This is a genomic window from Micromonospora sp. NBC_01655 (assembly GCF_026339755.1).
GTDB lineage: Bacteria > Actinomycetota > Actinomycetes > Mycobacteriales > Micromonosporaceae > Micromonospora.
In genome coordinates, this window is record NZ_JAPEQF010000001.1 from 1,997,122 (window position 1) to 2,012,500 (window position 15,379).

The following is a 15,379-nucleotide window of genomic DNA, read 5'->3' on the forward strand; positions in this document are numbered from 1 at the left end:
ACAATGGAGTGTGATGGACGCTGATTTTGTCCAGTCGGTCGCGCGGGTCGGCGACCATGTCGAGGTCCGTCTCATCACCGGCGACCCGTTCGTCGGTCAGCTCGTGGAGCTGACGCTCAACCGGCTCGTACTCCAGCAAGCGGACGGTGGGCGGACCGTCCTGGCCCTCGCGGGCATTCTCGGGCTGCGAACCCTGGTCGGGACGCCCCCGGCCGAGCCGGCCCCGGCGGCGCCGCCGGCCGGTCCCGTCGCGCCGGCCCCGCCGGCCCCGCCGGCCGAGGCCGCTCCGGCGGCGGCCGCTCCGGCCGAGGCCGCTCCGGTGGCTCCGCCGCCGGCCGAGCCGCCGGCACCGGCCCCGCAGCCGCCACCGGCCGCCGACGATCCCGTCCCGGCGGCGGCGGTCGAGCAACCCCCGCAGCCGGCGATGCCCGCGCCCGGGAGTGACCCGCCGGTCGTCCCGGTCGAGGTGCCGGCCGCCTCCACCGCGGTCACCTCGGACCTGGCCCTGCGCGCCGTGGCCTCGTTGCCGGTGGAGGTGTCCTTCGACATCGACGTCCCCCGGGACCAGTACAGCGGCCTGCACGCCGAGTACCAGCGGTACCGCAACGCGGCGAACATCAACGAGCTGGCGCCCAAGTTCGGCCGGCTGGGCCAGATCGCGACGGGCCTGCGCCGGATCCTCACCGCGGACCCGGTCAACGGCGACCTCTACCACCTGATCGGGGTCATCGAGCTGCTCAACGCCGCCCCGGCAACCGCCCAGCAGTACTTCGCCACGGCGGCGGACCTCACCGCCGACCCGGAGAGCTGGCGGCTGCTGGCCGTCGCCGCGGCGAAGCACGCGGACCGCGACGCCGTGGTGTACGCCCTGCTCCGGTATTTCCGGAACATCACCCCGATGATCGATTCGGCGGCCTGGCACGCGTTGCTGGGCGTGCTGGACGCAGCGGGCTCCCGGGCGCCCCTGGGTGACCTGCTCCTCGCCCCCAACCTGCCGCCCATCACCCGGCGGGCGGTGGAGGAGGCCTGCCCCGGCGGCGTGACACCGGAGCCCCGCGCGCGCCCCGAGGGGGCGCAGCCGCGTCCGATCCGGTTCCGGGCCGCGGGCTTCCCACCGGCCGTCCGGCCGGGTGCGCCGGGGCGCCTCGGCACACCCGGCCGGCTCCTGCCCACCCCGCGCGGCACCGTGGAGAAGCCGACCGATCCCGCGCCCCGGGCACCCGCCGCCCCCGCGCGGTCGACCAGCGACCACTTCGCCCGCGCCGACCACCTGAACAAGAAGAAGCGCGACTTCGAGGGGGCGAAGGACGCGTACCGGGAGGAGATCCGGTCGGGCGGGCCGAAGCGCGAGAGCGCGGTGAAGGACCTCGCCTGGCTGACCAAACGGCTCGACGGCGCGGAGGCCGCGCTGCGGATCCTGGAGGTCGAGTTCCCCGGGGTGGTGCCGCCCGGCGACTCCCTGGACAACATCCTGATCGACTTCTACATCGCCGCCGGGAGGTACCGCGACGCGCTGGAGGCGTTGCACCGCCAGCTCGCCTCCCGCGACCCGTCCAGCTCCAAGGGACGGCACCTGCTCCACCAGATCGCGTTCGTGAAGTTCTCCGCCGGGCAGGACTCGATCCCCGAGTGGAAGACGTTGCTCGACGCCACCCCGGCGAACCCCGCGGTCCGCCGCGGCCTGGCGATGGCGTACGTGCAGCAGCGGACCTCGGCGAGCCTGGACGAGGCCGAGAACCTGATCCGCGACGACAGCACGGAGCGGGCGGACGACATCCGCCGCCAGGTCGCCGCAATCCGCCAGGGCAACGAGCTGTCCCTCAGCACGCCCAAGTTCATCGACCGCCTGTTCACCTCGGCCCTGGTGGCCTACGTGATGGACCGGTACTCCGAGCAGGCGGCCGGGATCAAGGACCAGCGCAAGCGGGAGAACAAGCAGCCCATCTTCCGGGACGCGATGCGGCTGGCCGATAACGCCGGGCACTCGCGGGGGTACCAGCGGGAGAACAGCGCCGACGGCTACATCTCCGCCGCCGCCATCCTGCGGGAGTACGGCGCCAACGGGCGCGACGACGACGAGGACCAGCTGCACGGCTGGCTGTGCAGCGGCCTCACCGCGCTGGCCGACCTGGTGCTGGACCGCCAGGCCAGCGAGGCCGCCCGGGACCTGTACTGCGAGGCGCTGGCCGCCTCCGAGCGGCTGCGCAACCCCGCCCGGGGCGGCGACGCCCGGCTGGCCATCGGCCGGTTCTTCCTCTCCCTCGACGGGCGGCCGGCGCTGAGCTGGCGCCGCGACTCCACCCCCGACGGCGCGCCGCTCGACGAGGTCATCGCGCCGATCCTGCGCAAACAGCTCGACCAGCACGGCAACGCCATCTTCCCGCTGGTGGCGCAGCTCGTCGCCCAGACGGACGTGGCGGCCGAGCGGGTCACCGCGGTCATCCACGACGACCCGGAGCTGCGCACCGCCGCGGTCAGGCACCTCGGCGACCGCGGCTACCTCGACGGGGACCTGCTTGAGGACTGGTCCGACGAGCACCCGTCGGGCCGGCCGACCTTCGAGGTGATGCGTGAGGCGTGGCAGCGGTACGGCGCCGCCTGGGGGCGGGAGCAGCGACGGATGGTCGCCGCCCTGGCGCCCCTGCACGAACTGACGATCGCCGAGGACGTCATCAAGACCGCCCTGGTCCGGCTCTCCGAGGTGCGCCCGGAGGTCGACTCGGACAGCGAGAGCCTCAGCCGGATCGAAGACGCCCTGCGCGAGCTGCTCCAGTTCATCTACGCCGAGTCCTTCGAGGAGCGCGACGCCTCGCTGCGCCGGGTGACGGACACCATGAAGGGGGTACGCAGCGAGGTGGCGAAGGCACCCACCAGCTTCGCGGTCGAGGGCGTCGACCCGATCGCCGTCCGCATCGCCTCGCTGGTGGAGCAGGCGCAGGACCACCTGCTGGCCGAGCGCCGCCCCAAGCCCGAACTGGCGCTCGCACTGGCCGAGAGCAACCGCGACCAGCACGGGCTGGTCACGGTGCAGATCGAGATCCGCAACAAGGAGGGCATGGCCCCGCTGGAGTCCGGGGAGCTGCGGATCCGCAGCGAGCCGGACCTGTTCATCCCCCAGGACGAGGTGCTGCGGCTGACCAGCGCGGTCAGCGGCGGGCAGCACCGGGTGCTGGTGGTGAAGCTGCGGGTCAGCGACAGCGGGGTCCGGGCCGGCGCGTTCTCGCTGCCGGTGACCCTCCTCTACCGGTCCCGCTCCGACGACGAGTACGACCAGGTGGAGGCGAGCCTGGCCGTCCAGCTCGCCGACCCGTCGAAGTTCGAGGAGATCCACAACCCGTTCTTCCAGGGCTCCACGGGCGCCCCGGTGCAGGACCCGGAGATGTTCTTCGGCCGGGAGGAACTGCTCGACAACATCGAACGCCGGCTCCGGCTCGCCCCGGTGCCGGGCACCGGCGTGGCGATCTTCGGCCAGAAGCGGGCCGGCAAGTCCTCCATCCGGTTCCGGCTGATCGACCGGCTCAGCGAGCGGCGGGAGTCCAACAACCTCATCGTGGTCGACCTCGGCAACATCGGCAGCTTCAACCCCGAGGTCGGCCACCTCGGCCGCGGCGCGCACGCCCTGCTCGGCGAGCTGCTCTGGGAGATCCTCAAGCGGACGGGCCGCAAACTGCTCGAGGACCCGGCCGGCGCCGGCCGGCCCCGCCTGGCCGAGCACATCACCCGGGAACAGTTCGCCGCCAGCCCGCAGCCGGTGGTGGACTTCATCTCCATCATCGAGGACTATTTCGCCACGCTCGACCGGCCACCACACATCGTCGTCCTGATCGACGAGTTCCAGTACTTCGACGAGTGGATCCGCAAGGGCCTGCTGCCGCAGTCGTTCATGCAGGCGCTGAAGGCGATCATCGAGCGGCGCGTCTTCCACCTCGTCGTGGTGGGCCAGGACGCGCTGGAACGGGTGATCCGCGAGCACGCCAACGTCTTCGTGGTGTTCGCCCGGGAGCGGGTAACCTACCTCGACGACATCAACGCCCGGAAGCTGATCGAACGGCCCATCCTCATCGGGGGCCGGGACGGGCACAGCCGGTACCGGCAGCACGCCGTGGACCGGATAGTCGAGCTGACCGGCGGCAGCGCCTTCTACATCCAGAAGTTCTGTTTCTCCCTGGTCGAGCAGATGAACCTCAACCGGGCCCCGCTGGTCACCGAGGCCGACGTGGAACTCGTCCGGGAGCAACTGCTGGACTCCCTCGGCGAGGAGGACTTCGACAACCTGGAGACCGCCGGCTACACCGAACCGGACGCCCCCACCGCCGAACACTTCCGCCCCGTCCTGCTGGCCGTGGCGGTCGCCTCCCGCCAGGGACTGGCCACCATCGAACGGGTACAGGCCAGCTACCTCGGCACGGGTAACCTCACCGAGCTGCTCAACGACCTGGTGATCCGGGACGTGGTCCGCAAGGAGGGAGGCGCGTACCGGATCGTCGTCCGTCTCTACCAGGACTGGCTGCTGATGCACCATGTCGGGGCGTCCATCGAGCTGGGGCGCTAGGGTCGGCAGCCATGACGGTCAATCCGTACCTCGGCGTCGGGCAGGTGGCCACCGCCGAACGGTTCGTGGGCCGGCGGGACCTGCTGCGACTGCTGGAGAACTCCTGGCGGGGCTCGCGCCCGGCCAACCTGAGCCTTCAGGGCAACCACCGGATGGGCAAGAGCAGCGTGGTCCGCCGCGCCCAGGAACTGTTCGCGGTCGATCGGCCCGACCTGCTCGTGGTCTACCTCAGCGTCGCCGCGTACGAGAGCGGCGCCGACGTGTTCCGGGCCGTCGTCGCCCGGGTGCGCCAGGAGGCCGAGCGGCTCAACCAGCCGGGGGACGGCGCGGCGCCCGACTGGCTCGCCGGCCTCAACGACATCGAGCTGTCGGTGCACAGCAGCACCGAGTGGCTGGACCTGAAGGAGTGCTTCGAGGCGTTCTTCACCGCCCTGTACCGCGCCGGCGTCGGGGTCGGGGTCATCCTCGACGAGTTCGACCAGGCGGAGGCCTTCCGGCGCGTCGAGTTCCAGCTCCTACGGGACCTGGTCAGCGAGAAGAACTACTCCGCCGGGCTGGTGACCCTGTCCCGCCGGTCGATCAAGTCGATCGAGCTGGCCGCCGTGGCCCACTCGACGCTCGACGGGGTGATGGGGATGCGGCGGCCGGTCGGCCCCTTCCGGGACGACGAGGTCGCCGCGATGCTGGCCCGCGCCGGCGACGCCGGCGTCGACCTCACCGGCCTGCGGACCGAGATCGTCAAGCGGGCCGGGAACCACCCGTACCTGATCGAGTTGTTCTGCCACGAACTCGTGGAGACGCACCTGACCGATCGGCTGGACGTGGGGCTGGCCTGGGAGCAGGTGGAATCGCAGTTCCGCGACCAGTTCACCCGTTCCATCACGAACCTCAACGCCGACACCGGCGGACGCGGGGGAGACCTGCTGTACCAGGTGCTCACCCGGACCTACCTGACGATCGACTCGCAGGACGTCGCGCTGCTGCGCCGGCTGGGCCTGATCCGCCCCGACGGGGCCACGGTGGCGCTGCTGTCCCCGGAATTCGCCCAGCAGGTACGCCGCATGGTGCTGACCGGGACGCTGCACGGCTGGTGGATCGACCGGGACCTGGCGCTGCGCGCCCACGTCCGCGAACGGCTGACCCGCTCGTGGGGTGAGGACTGGGGCGCGGAGCTGAGCCGTCGGGCCGGGAGCGCCACGGTCGACGCCGGGCGCTGGCACGGCGGGCCGGAGGGCGTCCCGCTCGTCCCGGTCGACCTGCTCGACCCGCTCGACCGCCTCGACACCGCCGAAGTCATCGGACTCGTGCTGCTGAACTGGAACCTGTTCGAGTCCCATCTCGGCGGTGACCCGGCCGCCTGGAAGGAACGCGCGGAAGCGGTGACGCAGGCCCGGCAGGCCGCCGATCGCGGCACTCCGCTGGACGCGGACCTGCGCCGCCGGGCCGAACGCAGCCTCGACGGGCTACCGTCGGCCTGACCGGGCCCGCCGGCCCGGCGAGCGTGCCCTCGTCGCCCTACACGCCCTCGGTGAGCCGCCACAGCGCGGCGGCCTCCGAGTGCCGATTCGCGCGACGGAGTTGCCTGATGTGCTGGCGTAGCGCCTCGGGCTCCTGGTCGACCGCGGCCTCGCGAAGTGCCGCCGCCGCACCCGGGAAGTTGCCCACGCGCTGCAGCAGGCGGGCGCGCTCGGTCGCCGGGACGGCGAGACTCCGGCGGACGGGTCCGCCCCGCCCCGCGTCGTTCCCCTCGACGGGGGCGGCAGCGGGAGCCGACCAGGCCCGGTTGCGGGCCAGGGCCAGGTCCCCGATCGAGTTGCGGCTGCGCTGCTGGGGCACCGGCCAGCGCTTCCCAGCCAGGACCGTGGCGAGGTGTCGGTAGAGCGTGTGCAGGTCGAGCAGCTCGGGACCGTCGGCGACACCGTCCTCCAGGGCGGTGATCAGCTCACCGGTGAAGGCGGTGTACCGCGCGCCGGGCGGCGCCTTCGCCGTCTCCGACTCGGCGCAGGCGGTCAGCACGAAGGCGCCGTTGACCTCGGTGAGTTCGGCCACGTCGGTGTGGTCCGGCGCCGGTCCCATGTCACCGGCCAGGGCCAGCGCCGAGTAGCAGCAGTCCAGGACGACCACCCGGCGGGTGGCGGCCAGGGTGGGGTCCGTGAGCTCGCGCCGGATGTGGTCGAAGAGCAGCACCCGCCAGTACCGGTCGAGGTCCTCGGCGCCGGGCAGGGCGAGGATGAGCTCCCCGGTCAGGGGGTTCGTCAGGCCGTGACCGGCGTAGTAGACGAGCAGGGTGTCCGTGGCCTCCCTGGCGGCCGAGCGCAGCCCGCCCAGCACGGCGTCGAGCGGGTCCGGCCCGGACAGGTCCGGCACGAGAATGTTCTCGGTGGGCAACCCCCACACCGCCGGGTCGGCGAGCAGCCGGCGCAGCGCGCTGACGTTCTCGCCCACGGCCGGCAGGGGCGGCAGCGAGCGGTACTCCGGCACTCCCACCAGAACGGCGCGGGAGGCGGTCGGGTCAGCGAGCGTCGCCATCGGAGGCCACCCCGGCCGCGGCGGGATCCGCCGCGTCGAGCAGTTCGCCCACGTCCTCGGCCGTGGAGTCGTCGTCGATGGCGACGGACCTGCCCGGCCGCTCCAGCAACACGACGATCGGGTTCCCGGAGCTGTCCCGCTGCTGCTTCTGCGCCTTGCGGAACGCCACGATCGAGGTGATCAGGCTGGCCAGTGCGATGCTGTTGGAGAGAACGACGTTGATCGTTTCCAACGAGCCGCCGGTCATCTCCCCGTCCGCCGGTTCCCCGGTCGTCGGCGAGAGCCGCACGTTCCGGGCGAGTTGCCGGTCGCGGGCGAGCCAACGATAGAGCGTCGTCGCCGCGGTCCCGGCCGGATCGTTGTCGATTCTGAGCCACAGTTCCATCGCGCCTCCCGGCTTCGACCACGTGTGATCCAGGCTAGCCGAGGCCGACCAACGGTGGCAGTTCCGAAGGCCGTGGGAGACCGGGCCGAGTGACTGATCTCCGACTCTCGTCGCGTCGGTTGCGGCGCGCCGAGAAGAAAAGCCTTCGGCCGCCGCGTTCCGCCGAGCGACGACGTTGGTCGAGTATGGAACGGGCGACAGAGTCGGACCCGGATCTGGGCCTGCCGAGCGTTCGTCCGTCCCGGTCGGGACCTCGCCGGTCGGCGCGCCGGAAACGACGTGCTCGCCGATTCGCCACCGCGCGTCCCGGAGGTCCTGCGGCGACAGCCGCGACGGTGGCGGACCGGCCGCTGAGGGCCGTGCCGTCAGAAGTCGACGCTGACGCCGGCGGCCTTGCAGGCGGCGGTGACGTCCGCGCCGGCCTTCTCGAAGGCGGGGTTGTCGGCGGCGTCCGCCGGGTTCGTGGCCGATGCCGCCTTGGTGGCCTCCGCACCGAACTTCCTCAGCGCGGTGGCCACCTTGCTGTCGCCCCCGGTGGAGGCCAACGTGGTCATTTTCTCGTCCAGACCGGTCAGGATCTTCTTGAACGTGGCCGGCGACGGTTCGCTGCCGGACCGCAGGGCGGCGACGAGTTCCGCCTTCATGGCGTCCCCGGCCTTCTTCGCGGCCTCGCAGAGCTTCTTGTCGCTCGCGCCGCCCGTGGTGCCGGCCGCAGCAGTCGAGGACGGCGCCGAGGAGACGGAGGTGGCCGCAGAGGGGGCTGCCGTGGAGGCGGACGGCGCGGACCCGGCCGTGCTCGCGGTGTCCTCCCCGCCACACGCGGCGAGAGCCAGCAGGGAGGCGCAGGTCAACAGAGCGCAGGTAGCCCGAAAACGCTTCACGAGCGCGCACGCTAGCCGATGCCCGAATCGTGACCAACTTCGAGTCGACGGCCGGCGAAGCCGTGCTGGATCGAGGTGGCCCGGCCGACGCTGAGCAGCGCGGGAGGAAACACGACGACGCGACGGTGGTTGACTTCGAACCGGCCCGTACCGCGGCAGGGGAATAGCTGGCCGGTGCTGATCAGCAGGCGGCCAGGCGGCCTCGCACCAGTCGTAGTCGCTTGGCCGCGGCGATCCGGCGGGAAGCTCACCGCCCTGGACGCCGAGTCGCGGTGCGCGCCTGCGTGACCCTAGGGCACGTGACGCAAACCCGGCCGCGGTCACCCATTCGCCCTACCCACCTGAGCAGGAGAGGCCCGGCGATCACGCCGCTGACCTGGGCCGGAAGGTGTGGAGCGGGCGACGGGAATCGAACCCGCACCGTCAGTTTGGAAGACTGAAGCTCTGCCATTGAGCTACGCCCGCGTGCGCCCCGGTGTACGTGGCGCGCCGACAGCCTACCCGGTGCCCGCGCCCGCCGCGCATCCGTATCTCACCTCACCTCACTGTCCCCACCCGGTCGCGGGGGCGCGGCGTCGCGGGTCGCGTTGAGGCGCGTGCGTCGTCACCGGGGCGCGGTGGCGTTTCGGCAGCATCGGTGGTCGGGTTTCGGGGGGAGACCACGGGACGGCGGTGCTCACCCGATGGCCCGCCGGGTGACCCGTGGCGGGCCGCAGGTGGCGGGTGACGGGTGGCGGGGCGGCGTACGTTGATCGGGGTGCCGGTGGCACGTCGGGGTGGTTCGGGGTGTCGGGTGACGCCCCGGCACTCCGGGCAGGCGGCCAAGGCATACACTTCTCGTCGCCACGGGGTGTGGCGCAGCTTGGTAGCGCACTCGCTTTGGGAGCGAGGGGCCGTGGGTTCAAATCCCGCCACCCCGACTGTCGTCCGCGGCCGGGGCGCCCCGGGAGCCGCCGTATTCCGCGCGGTCCCCCGGGCGCTGCCGGAGGGCCGCGCCGGCTCGCCTACACTCGATGGGCTGAATCACGCCCAGACTCAACTGAGATCCGTCAAGGAGTACGCCTGTGAAGAGCACCGTCGAGACTCTGAGCCCGACGCGCGTGCGGCTCGCCATCGAGGTGCCGTTCGTCGAGCTCGAGCCGAGCCTCAAGAAGGCGTACCGGGAGATCGGTTCGCAGGTGCAGGTGCCCGGCTTCCGCCGGGGCAAGGTGCCGGCCGCCGTGATCGACCAGCGGGTGGGCCGGGGCACCGTCCTCAACGAGGCGGTGCAGGAGGCGATCCCGCAGAACATCCTCGCCGCCGTCCGTGAGCACGACCTGAAGACCCTCGGCCGCCCCGAGGTCGAGATCACCGAGTTCAACGACGGTGACTCGCTGAACTTCACCGCCGAGGTCGACGTCCGGCCCGAGATCACCCTGCCGGACCTGGACACCGTCGAGGTCACCGTCGACGAGCTCCAGATCGACGACAGCGAGATCGACGAGCAGGTGAAGAACCTGCGCGAGCGGTTCGCCACCCTGAAGACCGTGGAGCGGGCCGCCCAGGAGGGCGACTACGTCCAGATCGACCTGAACGCCACCGTCGACGGCGAGGACGTCCCGGGCGGTTCGGCGACCAACATCTCCCACGAGGTCGGCAGCAAGCAGCTCCTGCCGGGCCTGGACGAGGCCGTCGTCGGCCTCGCCGCCGGCGAGAGCACCACCTTCACCACCCAGCTCGTCGGCGGCGACTTCGCCGGCCGGGACGCCGAGGTGGCGGTGACCGTGCGCACGGTCAAGGAGAAGGAGCTGCCCGAGCTCGACGACGACTTCGCGCAGCTGGCGAGCGAGTTCGACACCATCCAGGAGCTGCGCGACGACCTGCGCGAGAAGGTCACCCGGGGCAAGCGCGTCGAGCAGATCTACGCGGCCCGGGACAAGGCCCTCGAGCAGCTCGTCGAGGCCGCCGAGGTGCCGGCGCCGGAGGGCGTCATCCGCGAGGAGGTCGAGAGCCGCAAGCAGGCCATGATCGACCAGCTCGAGCGGATCGGCGCCTCCCTGGAGGAGTACCTCGCCGCCGAGGAGAAGACCGAGGAGCAGATCGACGCCGAGCTGAACGAGGCGGCGACCGACGGGGTCAAGATCCAACTGCTGCTGGACACCCTGGCCGACGCCGAGGACGTCCAGGTCTCCGACGACGAGTTCGGCCACGAGATCGTCCACCGCGCCCAGCGCGCCGGGATGGCCCCGCAGCAGTACTACGACCAGCTCGTCCGCTCCGGCGCGGCGGGTGCCGTCTTCGGCGACGTTCGGCGGGGCAAGGCGCTGGCCTCGGTGATGGAGCGCATCAAGATCAAGGACTCGGCGGGCAACGAGGTGAGCCTCGACGCGATCCGCGCGGAGAGCGACGGGGCGCACGACCACGACCACGAGCACTGATCGTCGGGTGAGGCCGCCGTCCACCGGTCCCGGTGGGCGGCGGCCGAAACCCTTTTCCGGGTACGTCTGCGAGGGGCTGCGCTGAGAGCGAAAAGCGCCCCGACCGGGACTATGCCACCCGGGCGAGCGGTTAGTGTCGGTGAAGACGGTACGGAGAGCGAAGGGCTGCCATGACCGACATGCACATCCCAGCGAAGCCGCTCCGGGCGATCGAGGCCCGCGGTGGCGACAACATTGGCAACCTCGACGACTCGGTCTACAACCGGTTGCTCAAGGAGCGGATCATCTTCCTGGGCAGCGAGGTGACCGACCAGGTCGCCAACCGCATCTGCGCGCAGCTGCTGCTGCTCGCCGCGGAGGACCCGGACCGCGACATCAACCTCTGGATCAACTCGCCGGGTGGCTCGGTCTACTCCGGCATGGCGATCTACGACACCATGCAGTTCATCGACAACGACGTGTCGACCGTGGCGATGGGCATGGCGGCCTCGATGGGCCAGCTTCTGCTCTGCGCGGGCACCAAGGGCAAGCGGTACGCCCTGCCCCACGCGCGGATCATGATGCACCAGCCGTCCGGCGGCATGGGCGGCACCGCCTCCGACATCGCCATCCAGGCGGAGCAGATGCTCTACACCAAGCGGATGTTCCAGGAGCGGGTCGCGCACCACACCGGCCAGACCCAGGCGCAGATCGAGTCGGACTCGGACCGCGACCGCTGGTTCACCGCCCAGGAGGCCATGGACTACGGCTTCATCGACAAGGTGATCACCGGGGCCACGCAGGTTCCGGAAGGCGCCGGGACCCTGAGCTGAGCGAGGAGCTGACGATGACCGACCTGAGCCTGCCGCCCCAGTTCGCGGCCGTGCACAACCGCTACGTCCTGCCGTCGTTCGTCGAGCGCACGTCGTACGGGGTGAAGGAGTCCAACCCGTACAACAAGCTCTTCGAGGACCGGATCATCTTCCTCGGCGTCCAGGTGGACGACGCGTCCGCCAACGACGTGATGGCGCAGCTGCTGACGCTTGAGGGCACCGATCCGGACCGCGACATCATCATGTACATCAACTCGCCCGGTGGCTCGTTCACCGCCATGACGGCGATCTACGACACCATGCAGTACGTCCGGCCGGACATCCAGACGGTCTGCCTCGGCCAGGCCGCCAGCGCGGCCGCCGTGCTGCTGTCCGCCGGTACGCCGGGCAAGCGGATGGCGCTGCCGAACTCGCGGATCATCATCCACCAGCCGGCCACCGAGGGCGGCTACGGGCAGGGCTCGGACATCGAGATCCAGGCCCGGGAGATCCTGCGGATGCGGACGCAGCTGGAGGACATGCTCTCCCGGCACTGCAACCAGCCGGTCGACAAGGTTCGCAAGGACATCGACCGTGACAAGATCATGACGGCCGAGGAGTCCCGCGAGTACGGGCTGGTCGACACGATCCTCACCAGCCGCAAGAAGGGCCTGCTGGCCGCCAACGCGGCCGGCTGAGGCCAGCATCGGGGTCGGAGGCCGGCCGGGCGGGTTCCCGGCCGGCCTCTGACACGCCCGTTTTGGGGGTCGGAGAAACCCCCGCCAGCGGGTAACGTCGGATCGGTACCGCTGCGTCGGGTCGGTCCGGCGGGCGAACAGAGACGGACGGAGCGCAGCGTCCGCAAGTCATGGCCGGTGCACCGGCCGATGAGTGCAGGGAGAACGTAGGTGGCACGGATCGGTGACGGCGGCGACCTACTCAAATGCTCCTTCTGCGGCAAGTCGCAGAAGCAGGTCAAGAAGCTCATCGCGGGCCCAGGGGTCTACATCTGCGACGAGTGCATCGATCTCTGCAACGAGATCATCGAGGAGGAGCTGGCCGAGTCCGGCGAGGTGAAGTGGGAAGAGCTTCCCAAGCCGATGGAGATCTGCCAGTTCCTCGACAACTACGTGGTCGGCCAGGACCAGGCCAAGAAGGCGCTCGCGGTCGCGGTCTACAACCACTACAAGCGCATCCAGGCCGAGGCGGCCGGCGCGCCGGGCTCCGGCAGCGACGCCGTCGAGTTGGCCAAGTCGAACATCCTGCTGCTCGGGCCGACCGGCTGCGGCAAGACCCACCTGGCACAGACCCTCGCGCGGATGCTGAACGTCCCCTTCGCCATCGCGGACGCCACCGCGCTGACCGAGGCCGGCTACGTCGGCGAGGACGTGGAGAACATCCTCCTCAAGCTGATCCAGGCCGCCGACTACGACATCAAGCGCGCCGAGACCGGCATCATCTACATCGACGAGGTCGACAAGATCGCCCGTAAGTCGGAGAACCCGTCGATCACCCGGGACGTCTCCGGCGAGGGCGTCCAGCAGGCCCTGCTGAAGATGCTGGAGGGCACGGTGGCCAACGTGCCGCCGCAGGGCGGCCGGAAGCACCCGCACCAGGAGTTCATCCAGATCGACACCACCAACGTGCTGTTCATCTGCGGTGGCGCCTTCGCCGGTCTCGACCAGATCATCGAGGCCCGCACCGGCCACGGCGGCACCGGCTTCGGCGCCCGGCTTCGGTCGATCTCCGACCGGTCGACCGACGACATCTTCAGCCAGGTGATGCCGGAGGACATGCTGAAGTTCGGGCTGATCCCCGAGTTCGTCGGCCGGCTTCCGGTGATCACGAACGTGCGCAGCCTCGACCGGACGGCCCTGGTGCGGATCCTCACCGAGCCGCGCAACGCCCTGGTCAAGCAGTACCAGCGCCTCTTCGAGCTGGACGGCGTCGAGCTGGAGTTCGACGAGCCGGCCCTGGAGGCGATCGCCGACCAGGCGATGCTGCGCGGCACCGGCGCCCGTGGCCTACGCGCCATCATCGAGGAGGTTCTGCTCTCCGCGATGTACGAGGTGCCGAGCAACCCCGACGCCGCCCGGGTGCTGATCACCCGCGAGGTGGTCCTGGAGAACGTCAACCCGACGATCGTGCCGCGGGAGTTCAACGGCCGCCGGGCCCGGCGGGACCGCGGGGACCGCGAGGAGAAGTCCGCCTGACTCATCCTCCCCCGGATCGGGGGAGCGGCGTTCCCGCGGCGGCCCCGGAGCAGTCCGAGGCTGTCGCGGGGGCTCTTCCGGCCGTACGCTGAGGGCCATGCGTGTCGCCGTCTGCCAGCTCAACGCCCGCGACGACCGGGCGGCCAACCTCGCGGCGGCGGAGGCCCTGCTGGTCCGCGCCGCAGCGGCCGGCGCGGACCTGGCCGTCCTCCCGGAGTACGTCGACTACCTGGGCCCCGCCGCCGGTCTGCCCGCGCCGGAGCCGGTCGACGGCACGGTGGGCCGGTTCTTCGCCGACGTGGCCCGCCGGCTCGGGATCTGGCTGGTCGCGGGGTCCTTCCACGAGGTGGGCCCGGATCCGGAACACACCTTCAACACGTCGCTGGTCTTCGACCGGTCCGGCACGCTGGTCGCCGGCTACCGAAAGATCCACCTGTACGACGTGGAGATTCCCGGGCGGGTCTCCTATCTGGAGTCGGCGACGGTCGCACCCGGAGAGAAGCCCGTGGTGGTCGACGTCGAGGGCGTCCGGGTCGGCCTGTCGATCTGCTACGACCTGCGCTTCCCCGAGCTCTACCGGCAACTGGTCACGGACGGGGACGCGCAGCTGCTGGTACTGCCGGCGGCGTTCATGCTGCACACGGGGCGGGACCACTGGGAGGTCCTGCTGCGGGCCCGGGCCATCGAGAACCAGTGCTTCGTGGCGGCGGCCGGTCAGACCGGCGACCACGAGCCGGGGCGCACCTGCTTCGGCCGCAGCATGGTGGTCGACCCGTGGGGAACGGTCCTCGGCCAGGTGCCGGACGGCCCCGGCCTGACCGTCGTCGACCTCGACCTGGAACGGCTCCGGACGATCCGGGCCGAGCTGCCGAGCCTGGCCAACCGCCGCCTCTGACGGCAGTTCCAGGGCGGCCGGGGCCTGTCCGGTGGTCAGCCCTGGAGCAGGACGCCGATCACGGTGAGGCCGGCGATGGCGGCGGCGGTGACCAGGAGAGCGGTGGTCATCCGGGACCTTCCCCGACGGGCCAGCCGACCGACCGACACCAGGATGACGACCAGTACGACGGCGCCGATGACCAGTTGCCAGAAGGGCATCAGCAGGCCGAGCAGTGCCTCCTCGGCGAGCGTGGTCGCCGGGAGGGCGGGAGCGTCATCCATGCCAGACACTCTGGCACGCCGGTGCCTGGTGTGCGGGGGAGCCGTTCGGACGGTCCCCGGCGACGCGACCTCGCCGCGAGATCGACGGGGACTGATTTGCCTTCCGTTGGCCGTACGCGTAACTTTCTCTCTGCAAGCGGGAGGCCGGACAAACCGGCCGAGAGCGGGCACCAGGCTCGGGGCGGAGACGCCGAGCGAGGCTGGAAACCTGGGTGGTGCACGCAACACCGGTGAGACGGAGTTGCGATCGCGAAGCCGGCCGGGTAGAGTGCTGAAGCCGGCAGGAGCCGGGCGGATGGCCGCGAAGCGGCGATCGGCCGGTCTGCGGCTTCCCACGACAGCAACGACCGCCGGTCTCGGCGTGCGTCGACGTGGGGTCGATCGAATCGGCAAAAAACTTCGGCAACGAGGTTGACTGCGAAGAATCGATCGGGTAAGTTGGAGAGGTTGCCC

11 protein-coding genes and 2 tRNA genes are annotated in these 15,379 nt (G+C 71.1%); 8 read left to right on the forward strand and 5 right to left on the reverse strand.

The genetic code is table 11. The features are described 5' to 3' along the window. The first annotated feature begins 13 nt into the window (after positions 1-13). On the forward strand, positions 14-4,552 hold the full coding sequence (locus OOK41_RS09600; RefSeq protein ID WP_266264048.1) for a hypothetical protein: 4,539 nt from the start codon (positions 14-16) through the stop codon (positions 4,550-4,552). An 11-nt stretch (positions 4,553-4,563) separates the two neighbouring features. After that, positions 4,564-6,030, forward strand: a complete 1,467-nt coding sequence (locus tag OOK41_RS09605) for an ATP-binding protein (RefSeq protein WP_266264050.1) — start codon at positions 4,564-4,566, stop codon at positions 6,028-6,030. Positions 6,031-6,067: 37 nt separating this feature from the next. Here OOK41_RS09605 and OOK41_RS09610 read toward each other — a convergent pair whose 3' ends face one another. The 4 genes from OOK41_RS09610 to OOK41_RS09625 form a co-directional block, all read right to left on the reverse strand. After that, positions 6,068-7,081, reverse strand: coding sequence for a caspase family protein (locus OOK41_RS09610; protein WP_266264052.1), 1,014 nt, complete (start codon positions 7,079-7,081; stop codon positions 6,068-6,070). Next, positions 7,065-7,466: a hypothetical protein gene (locus OOK41_RS09615; protein WP_266264054.1), complete on the reverse strand. Its 402-nt coding sequence runs from the start codon at positions 7,464-7,466 to the stop codon at positions 7,065-7,067. Before OOK41_RS09615 ends, OOK41_RS09610 begins: the two co-directional genes overlap by 17 nt. A gap of 365 nt (positions 7,467-7,831) precedes the next feature. Continuing rightward, complete coding sequence (locus OOK41_RS09620) at positions 7,832-8,347, reverse strand: hypothetical protein (protein WP_266264056.1); 516 nt, start codon at positions 8,345-8,347, stop codon at positions 7,832-7,834. Between the two features lie 391 nt (positions 8,348-8,738). Further along, positions 8,739-8,812: transfer RNA gene (locus OOK41_RS09625), tRNA-Gly, on the reverse strand. A 381-nt stretch (positions 8,813-9,193) separates the two neighbouring features. Here OOK41_RS09625 and OOK41_RS09630 point away from each other — a divergent pair. The 6 genes from OOK41_RS09630 (at position 9,194) to OOK41_RS09655 (ending at position 14,663) form a co-directional block, all read left to right on the forward strand. After that, positions 9,194-9,267: transfer RNA gene (locus OOK41_RS09630), tRNA-Pro, on the forward strand. 144 nt (positions 9,268-9,411) lie between these two features. Then, on the forward strand, positions 9,412-10,764 hold the full coding sequence (tig, locus tag OOK41_RS09635) for a trigger factor (protein WP_117670954.1): 1,353 nt from the start codon (positions 9,412-9,414) through the stop codon (positions 10,762-10,764). A gap of 170 nt (positions 10,765-10,934) precedes the next feature. Further along, positions 10,935-11,576 carry an ATP-dependent Clp protease proteolytic subunit gene (locus OOK41_RS09640; RefSeq protein ID WP_117670956.1) on the forward strand — a complete coding sequence of 214 codons (642 nt, stop codon included), beginning with the start codon at positions 10,935-10,937 and terminating at the stop codon, positions 11,574-11,576. Between the two features lie 14 nt (positions 11,577-11,590). Beyond that, a complete protein-coding gene (locus OOK41_RS09645; protein WP_117670958.1) occupies positions 11,591-12,253 on the forward strand; it encodes an ATP-dependent Clp protease proteolytic subunit in 663 nt (220 codons plus the stop codon). A 210-nt stretch (positions 12,254-12,463) separates the two neighbouring features. After that, positions 12,464-13,768, forward strand: coding sequence for an ATP-dependent Clp protease ATP-binding subunit ClpX (gene clpX, locus OOK41_RS09650; RefSeq protein WP_117670959.1), 1,305 nt, complete (start codon positions 12,464-12,466; stop codon positions 13,766-13,768). A gap of 97 nt (positions 13,769-13,865) precedes the next feature. Continuing rightward, positions 13,866-14,663 carry a carbon-nitrogen hydrolase family protein gene (locus OOK41_RS09655; RefSeq protein WP_117670962.1) on the forward strand — a complete coding sequence of 266 codons (798 nt, stop codon included), beginning with the start codon at positions 13,866-13,868 and terminating at the stop codon, positions 14,661-14,663. Between the two features lie 35 nt (positions 14,664-14,698). Here OOK41_RS09655 and OOK41_RS09660 read toward each other — a convergent pair whose 3' ends face one another. Next, on the reverse strand, positions 14,699-14,926 hold the full coding sequence (locus tag OOK41_RS09660) for a hypothetical protein (RefSeq protein WP_117670964.1): 228 nt from the start codon (positions 14,924-14,926) through the stop codon (positions 14,699-14,701). Between the last annotated feature and the right edge of the window lie 453 nt (positions 14,927-15,379).

Bases quoted from the DNA above. Each gene is read 5' to 3' on its own strand.
- OOK41_RS09600 (WP_266264048.1), top strand. From the start codon at position 14: ATGGACGCTGATTTTGTCCAGTCGGTCGCGCGGGTCGGCGACCATGTC.
- OOK41_RS09605 (WP_266264050.1), top strand. From the start codon at position 4,564: ATGACGGTCAATCCGTACCTCGGCGTCGGGCAGGTGGCCACCGCCGAA.
- OOK41_RS09610 (WP_266264052.1), bottom strand. From the start codon at position 7,081: ATGGCGACGCTCGCTGACCCGACCGCCTCCCGCGCCGTTCTGGTGGGA.
- OOK41_RS09615 (WP_266264054.1), bottom strand. From the start codon at position 7,466: ATGGAACTGTGGCTCAGAATCGACAACGATCCGGCCGGGACCGCGGCG.
- OOK41_RS09640 (WP_117670956.1), top strand. From the start codon at position 10,935: ATGACCGACATGCACATCCCAGCGAAGCCGCTCCGGGCGATCGAGGCC.
- OOK41_RS09645 (WP_117670958.1), top strand. From the start codon at position 11,591: ATGACCGACCTGAGCCTGCCGCCCCAGTTCGCGGCCGTGCACAACCGC.
- OOK41_RS09655 (WP_117670962.1), top strand. From the start codon at position 13,866: ATGCGTGTCGCCGTCTGCCAGCTCAACGCCCGCGACGACCGGGCGGCC.
- OOK41_RS09660 (WP_117670964.1), bottom strand. From the start codon at position 14,926: ATGGATGACGCTCCCGCCCTCCCGGCGACCACGCTCGCCGAGGAGGCA.